This is a genomic window from Okeania sp., from assembly GCF_983059655.1.
In genome coordinates this window covers 1-7437 of sequence record NZ_CEZPJD010000137.1, presented here as the reverse complement: position 1 = coordinate 7437, position 7437 = coordinate 1, and the positions used below count along the sequence as shown (strand labels likewise).

Below are 7437 nucleotides of genomic sequence, written 5' to 3'. Positions count from 1 at the left end.
CCAAAAAAAGGTTTGAGTCTTTCTATTTCTTTTATAACACATCGATCAATCCAATCTCCTTCTGAATTAACTAGATTGAGCATCGAAGAAATAGCGCTATGAGGATTTCTAATCGGCCATAGTATTTTTGAATTAGGATAAAATCTTTTTAAGAAATCTAGTTTATGAGAATGCTCTAACATCTTAAAGCATAGATAATGATGGGCTATCTTATTAATAGCTAACCTTTGAGCTGAAGGAAAAGGATATGGACTAGGAAATTCTGTTTCATCTACACAAGTAATTTGAGGATGTGCATTAAGAATGGATAGTAATAAGGTTGTACCACTTCTTTGACAGCCAAAAATAAAAAATAAATTCCTAGAAAATATTGGGCTAAAGTATCTAAATGTAATGAGATTTCTGAGATGATACTTAAATTGTGAAATCATATTTAGATTATTTTTAACTAAACATTAATATAGTGAAAGGCACATAATTTCTATGGACTAGCCAGAGTTTTAAATTATTCTATTCAAGCAGTCATTTAAGTTATCAGTATCTCTTGCTTCAAGTAGAGGCTTGAAATACTGAATTTTTTTCCTTGGTCTATTTGGATATGACGAGGAGACCTGTTCTTGTAAACCCGGTCCTAACACCATCCCAACCTATGGGAAGCTCCGAAGATCGAACGCTTTTTATCCTCTTAAAATAGAAGGATTCATAAAAGCCAAAAGTCAAAATCAAGAAGTCAAAAGTGATATTTTAAGTATTTAAAACTTCTCTCTACAGTAATTTCAGCTTATTGTATGACTTCATCAGTTACAAACCATTTGTGGCATTTTTTAAGTGAAATGGCATAAGCTATTAACTTTCAAAAGCTGTTTACACAGCATTCCGCACCGAAAACCTATTTGCGGAGTATTCCGTAGGAAATGCTAATAGCTAAATGCTTACAATATTATTATAAACCATTTACCGAATAATTAAGGTTTAAAACCTCTCTTTTAAAGGAGAAACAAGAAAAAATTTTCCTTTTATTAAATCCTCTTACTTTTAGGGAGAGGTTATTATCAATTATTGAAATATCATCTAATTTTTAGAAATCACAAATCAATGTGTGGAGTAAGGTGATTTCAGTTATCAGTTATCAGTTGTCAGTATCTCTGCAATAAGGAGGCTTGACATAAGGAATATTCTCTTTTTTTATCCTCTTAAAAGGGGAAGCACATACCCAAAAATTATCGGTGAAAAACAGAAAATTTCAGGTATCCTGAAAAAAACATCTTTTGAACGGCAGATTTACCATAAAAATAATTGTGAAGATTAAAAATTCATAATTAAATTAACGCCAAAATCAAAAACAGCTATTCCCCTTATAATTATTATAATTAGGACTAGAAAAAACTTATTGAAATTACTTTATGACCCTGAAACTATACAACACCCTGACTCGTAGCCAAGAAAATTTTGAATCCCTAGAACCAGGCAAAGTTAAGATGTACTGTTGCGGTGTTACAGTATATGACTATTGCCATTTGGGTCATGCTCGTTCATATATTGTCTGGGACATAATACGTCGATATCTAATGTGGCGGGGCTATCAGGTACGATATGTGCAAAACTTTACTGATATAGATGATAAAATACTGAATCGGGCCAGAGAAACAGGTACTTCTATGGAATCTGTGGCCAAACGCTTCACTGAGACTTATTTTGAGGATATGAAGCGGTTGAATGTGCTAGAAGCGGATGAATATCCTCGGGCAACTCAGACAATAGATGGAATTCAGCAGTTAATCAACGACTTAGAAAAAAAAGGTTTTGCCTATTCTGCGGGAGGGGATGTCTATTATCAGGTGCGGGAATTTACCGAATATGGGAAGTTATCGGGCCGTCGTTTGGGGGAAATGCAAGCTGGAGCAAGTGGTAGAGTTGGGGAAGAAAATTTAGAGACCTCTAAAAAGAAAGACCCATTTGATTTTGCCCTATGGAAAGCAGCAAAACCGGGGGAACCTGCGTGGAATTCTCCCTGGGGACAAGGAAGACCAGGTTGGCATATTGAATGTTCGGCAATGGTGCGAGAGTGTTTAGGAGAGACTATTGATATTCATGGTGGTGGGGCGGACTTAATTTTTCCTCACCATGAAAATGAAGTTGCTCAGTCGGAAGCAGTAACTGGAAAGTCTTTGGCTAAATATTGGTTACATAATGGCTTTGTCACAATTAATGGGGAAAAAATGTCAAAGTCCCTTGGTAATTTTACCACGATTCGGGATTTATTAGACAAACCTGTAGACCCAATGGCTGTAAGAATGTTTGTTTTGACTGCTCAATACAGAAAGCCTATTGATTTTACCTCTGAAGCGATCGCTTCTGCTGAAAATGGTTGGAATACGATTAAGGAAGGTATATTATTTGCTTATCAATATGGTTCTCAATTGGGATGGGAAACGCCAGAAAAAGTATTATCTGAAAAGACAAATTTATTAACTTCTCAAGTCGAACAATTTCAGAAAGCAATGGATGATGATATTAATACTCCTGGTGCTTTAGCTGTTTTATTTGAATTAGCTAAGGAGTTACGTCGAGAGGGTAATATATTAGTACATGAAGGCCAAACTGAAACATCTTTAGAGGAATTACAAAAACAATGGATAACTCTTGTAAAGTTATCACAAGTATTAGGTTTAGAATTTCAACCAAATGCAGAAATTAATGGTGAAATTGGAGGTTTAAGTGATGCTGAAATAGAGTCTTTAATTCAGCAACGTTTAGCAGCAAAAAAAGCCAAGAATTATTCTGAAGCAGACCGCATTAGAGATGAACTACAAAACCAAGGTATTAAACTAATAGATCAACCTGGTGGTGTAACGCGCTGGCATCGAAATTAGGGACCTCCAAATAAAAAATTATCTATTAGCTATGAAAGTAAGGGAGTAGGGAGTAGGGAAAAAATTGAAAAAGTAAGGGAGTAGAGATTAGCTAGTTAAAGATAAAGTATAAAAATTGGGATAATTTATTTTCTGCTATTCCCTTAGTTAATTGATCTTTTCAGTGGTTGGTTTAATACCCTATCGTCAATGGAGGTTCTTTAAATTGCTTGGGGTTATAATACCAATTTGAAAAAAGAATGTTACGAATAGTAATAGGAAGAAAAAGACATATACTGCATTTTTCTTTTGATAAAAAGAATAATTTCTGACCTGAAAAATGGTATTTAAAGCTATTAATTATGACTCCTGACTCCTAATAGATATCCTAACTATTTATAGCAAATATTTATCAATTTGGTATTAAGACATGAAGTGGCGTGTCGTATATATCCATAAGTAATTTTCCATTCTGCTTTCTGCTTTCTTCCTTCTTCAATTACAACTGAAACTAAGCCAGACGAATGTCAAATTTTAACCCGACAAATTATTAATATGAAACCCGAACAAAGGATTTCTATTTCCCTATCTAATATCGTATTAATTATTAGTAGTTTTTTACTACTAATTCTGCTATGGCAAGTGCGAAGTCTAATTGTACTTTTAATGCTTTCAGTAGTTTTAGCTGCATCAATTTCACCATTAGTATACATCACAGAAAAAATGAAACTCCCCCGTTGGTTAGGGGTAGTTATAGTTTATTTAACTCTCATTTCTGGATTGATAAGTATAGCTTTAACTATTGGTCCACCAGTATTCGATCAAATTGAAAGACTTTTACGACAATTACCACTATTTTCTGAGAGTATTGGAGATAATATTGAAGATTTTATTAGTTCCTTCATTCAAAATCCCCCTGAGTGGATTAATCAAATTTTTGATACTAAATCTGTTACCAGTTGGGTAATTCGTTCTAGTCAACAATTATTACTACGCTCTTATAGTTTAACTAAAGGTGTATTGGGAGGAGTAATTAGTTTAATATTAGCTTTATTTATTTCGGGCTATATGTTAGCAGATAGCAAAACTTTGATTAATGGCTTAGTAAAACTTTTTCCTCAACCTTGGGATACAAGACTGGAAAATCAAGTTTTTCCTGTTACTCAAAGAATGGGAGGTTATATTAGGGGACGTATCATAGTTTCTGTCATTCTAGGTATAGCAACTACTACTGGTTTAGGATTTTTAGGATTGCAAGATTTTTCTCTAGGTTTAGGAGCAATAGCTTCTGTTACAAACTTAATCCCTTTTATTGGTCCAATTTTAGGTGCAATCCCAGCTTTAATTGTGGCTATTGCTAAAGGTGGATGGTTATTTTTGTGGGTAATAATTTTGTATTATGTTATCCAAAATGTGGAAACTTATGTACTAGATCCTTTACTGGTTGGTTCTTCTGTTGGAGTACATCCTTTATATCAGTTACTATCAGTTTTAGTGGGAATTCAATTATTAGGAATTATCGGTGCTTTGATTGTTCCACCTTGGTTTGCTGGTAGTGCTGCTTTGGTAGAAAATTTATATTTAAAACCTAAATTAGAAGCAGAAAATATGCAATCCCTAGTTATGAATAATGGCGATCAGAATTCACCACCCGTGACTTCTTGATTTTAGTTTTGAGATGTTATGGCAGAAGGAAGAAAGAAGAAGGCGTTGAATTCTTTACAGTAATACTAAATAATTTGTGATAATTTTATTGCTTCGGTTTTTCTCTTTCTCTGTTCCCTATTCCCTATTGTCTAGTCCTTAAAATCTACAATATTTCACAACTCAAATTAAGATTGCTATAGTATAGTATTTTTATTTGAGATTTCAAGAATTTAAGAATTAATAATTACCTCTTCTTTATCAAAGAGAGGTAATTAGGGTTTGCTTATGGAAGTATTTTGGTAGAGGTAGGAGGACATAGTCAGGAGTCAATCCACCCTTAACCCCTCCCAGGAGGGAAAGTCAGGATAAATGGGAATTCATTAGGAGATAGTCGGAAAAATTGTATAGCCTTGTGCGCAGGCAAGAGGAGGAATAAATTGCCGAGAATATAAGACTTTTAGCTATTTGGCCCCTCCTGCAATTTGTAAATATACCAGCGCTCATTGCTATAAGAGTGATTTTTCTGCCATAATCGTCCCAAAATACTAGCTTTAGCAGCTCTTTACACCGAAAAGCTAACACTTTTTTAGACAAAAAAATGCTACAACCAATATCAGTCAATGCTTTGATATTTAATCAGCAAGCCCTAATTATTAATTATTAATTGTTGAATCTATACCTTTTTCATAGCACTCTGTTTCCACATTCCAGATAAAAACGCCCTATTACTCTAGGGATTTAAAATTCATAAATTTAGTAGTGCTAAAAAAGTAATAATTATTGAAATTTAACCCCTGAAAATTAAATTCAAGGAACATACTAATCAATACCCTTACATCTTGAGAACTACTTATAAATTTAGTCCTTGCTATACTAGCAGTCCTCGTAGCGGTTGTGCAGAAAATATCAGAGAATTGGGATATCCTTGAATTGAAGTAAGATTTTCATACTTTTTACATAGAGTTAGGTAAGATTTACAAATCATTTAGGATTGCTATATAATTGATTGACTACACTCTGTTTACCACATAGTCTTAAATATATTTATGAAGATACTCAAGATTATCAATCCGCATATTTTAGTTGTAGCAAGCAATATAATATAAAAGTAGTAAATATTGACAAGGATGTGGTCATTTCAGTTATCAGTTATCAGTTATCAGTTATCAGTACCTCTGCTTGAAGTCAGAGGCTTGAAATATTGAACTTGATTTTCTAGTCGATTGGATATAGCGAGTTTTCCTCGCCATTCTTTGACCGCTTTTTCATCCATTTCAAAGGGAAGGCTTGAGACCTTATTTTTTGGTCAAGAAAATATTTTGCTCTCTGAAATAATTATGTATAGCTCTATATTTTTATAACAAAACAGCTCTTAACTAGGGAAAATCAGGGGGTAATAAATATTTGTTGGTTATCTTCTCCTGCAGAAAAAAGCAGAAAAAAAATGTCACTCTGTTAAAAGAAATTTCAAAGGAGGTAGAATGCCGATATTATTTCACAAAGAAGGAAAAAATGGTTAAGATTCTCTTAGTTGAAGACAATGAGATGAACCGAGATATGTTATCGAGACGTCTCATACGTAGAGGTTTTGAAGTAATTATTGCTGTTGATGGAATTGAAGGTGTGGAGATGTCCAAATCAAGATCGCCAGATTTAATTTTAATGGACATGAGCTTGCCAGTCTTAGATGGGTGGCAAGCAGCAAAAAAAATTAAAGATAACTCAGAAACTAGCCATATTCCCATAATAGCAATGACTGCCCACGCTATGGCAGGAGACCGAGAAAAATGTATTGCTGCTGGATGCAATGATTATGATACAAAACCAGTAGAACTTCCCAGATTATTAGACAAGATCAAACATCTTACAGGTAAAGAACCAAGGAAATGAAGCATGGCCAGGGAAAGATACTGGTTGTAGATGATAATCAAGTCAACCGAGAGCTTTTGGTACGACGACTTAAGCGAGAGGGCCATTCAATCAGTGCTGCGATTAATGGGTTTCAAGCTCTAGAAATAATACAATCCCAACCGTTTGACTTGGTACTACTAGATATTATGATGCCACAAATGAACGGTTATGAAGTCCTCGAAGCTCTCAAGTCTGACCCTAAACTACGGCATATCCCAGTAATTATGATTTCAGCAGTGGACGATATTGAGAGTATAGTCCGTTGTATTGAATTGGGAGCAGAAGATTATTTGTCCAAGCCTTTTAACCCTATACTGCTAAAGGCGAGGATTAATGCTTGTTTAGAAAAGAAAACACTTCGGGATCAGGAACAAGCATATTTAAAACAACTAGCTGAGGAAAAGCAAAAGTCAGAAAGGCTGTTATTAAATATTTTACCTGAGGCAATTGCCCAACGCTTAAAACAGGGAGAGGAAACTATCGCCGATAGCTTTAGTGAAGTAACAGTTTTATTTGCAGATTTGGTAGGTTTTACCAAAATTTCGGCCAGTTTATCTCCTGCCGAACTGGTAGAGTTACTCAATAGAATTTTTTCTGCTTTTGATGAATTGGCGGACAAGTATGGACTAGAGAAAATTAAAACTATTGGTGATGCCTATATGATAGTAGGTGGACTACCAATTCCAAAAGAGGATCATGCAGAGGCGATCGCAGACATGGCCCTTGAAATGTTAACGGAAATCCAGGAAATTTCTAAAAAAGAAGGTAAGTCTTTGAAAATTCGTATTGGTATTAATACGGGAGCAGTAGAAGCAGGAGTTATTGGGACCAAAAAATTTGCCTATGACCTTTGGGGCGATACAGTAAATACGGCCCACCGGATGGAGTCTCACGGTATTCCGGGTATGATTCAGGTTGCCCAGGCCACTTATGATTGTTTAGCAGACAAATACAGATTTGAAGATCGAGGGACAATTGATGTTAAAGGTAAGGGTAATATGAGTACTTATCTACTTCTGGGTAGAAA

Annotated in this window: 5 protein-coding genes; 4 read left to right on the top strand and 1 reads right to left on the bottom strand. The window is 34.7% G+C overall.

Annotated features, from left to right (window positions below; all coding sequences use genetic code 11):
- Positions 1 to 431: sulfotransferase family protein (locus tag AC3DU7_RS10340; RefSeq protein WP_488039266.1), on the bottom strand; the 431-nt coding region annotated here is incomplete at its 3' end.
- Between the two features lie 972 nt (positions 432 to 1403).
- Between AC3DU7_RS10340 and cysS the strand changes: the two genes are divergently transcribed.
- From cysS to AC3DU7_RS10320, 4 genes are all read left to right on the top strand, one after another.
- On the top strand, positions 1404 to 2873 hold the full coding sequence (gene cysS, locus AC3DU7_RS10335) for a cysteine--tRNA ligase (protein WP_488039265.1): 1470 nt from the start codon (positions 1404 to 1406) through the stop codon (positions 2871 to 2873).
- Between the two features lie 534 nt (positions 2874 to 3407).
- The gene (locus AC3DU7_RS10330; RefSeq protein WP_488039264.1) at positions 3408 to 4517 is read left to right on the top strand and encodes an AI-2E family transporter; all 1110 of its coding nucleotides are present in this window, start codon (positions 3408 to 3410) and stop codon (positions 4515 to 4517) included.
- Between the two features lie 1494 nt (positions 4518 to 6011).
- Positions 6012 to 6389: a response regulator gene (locus tag AC3DU7_RS10325; protein WP_488039263.1), complete on the top strand. Its 378-nt coding sequence runs from the start codon at positions 6012 to 6014 to the stop codon at positions 6387 to 6389.
- A partial coding sequence (locus AC3DU7_RS10320; protein ID WP_488039262.1) for an adenylate/guanylate cyclase domain-containing protein occupies positions 6386 to 7437 on the top strand: 1052 nt, incomplete at its 3' end. The genes AC3DU7_RS10325 and AC3DU7_RS10320, both read left to right, overlap by 4 nt.

Bases quoted from the DNA above. Each gene is read 5' to 3' on its own strand.
- AC3DU7_RS10330 (WP_488039264.1), top strand. From the start codon at position 3,408: ATGAAACCCGAACAAAGGATTTCTATTTCCCTATCTAATATCGTATTA.
- cysS (WP_488039265.1), top strand. From the start codon at position 1,404: ATGACCCTGAAACTATACAACACCCTGACTCGTAGCCAAGAAAATTTT.
- AC3DU7_RS10325 (WP_488039263.1), top strand. From the start codon at position 6,012: ATGGTTAAGATTCTCTTAGTTGAAGACAATGAGATGAACCGAGATATG.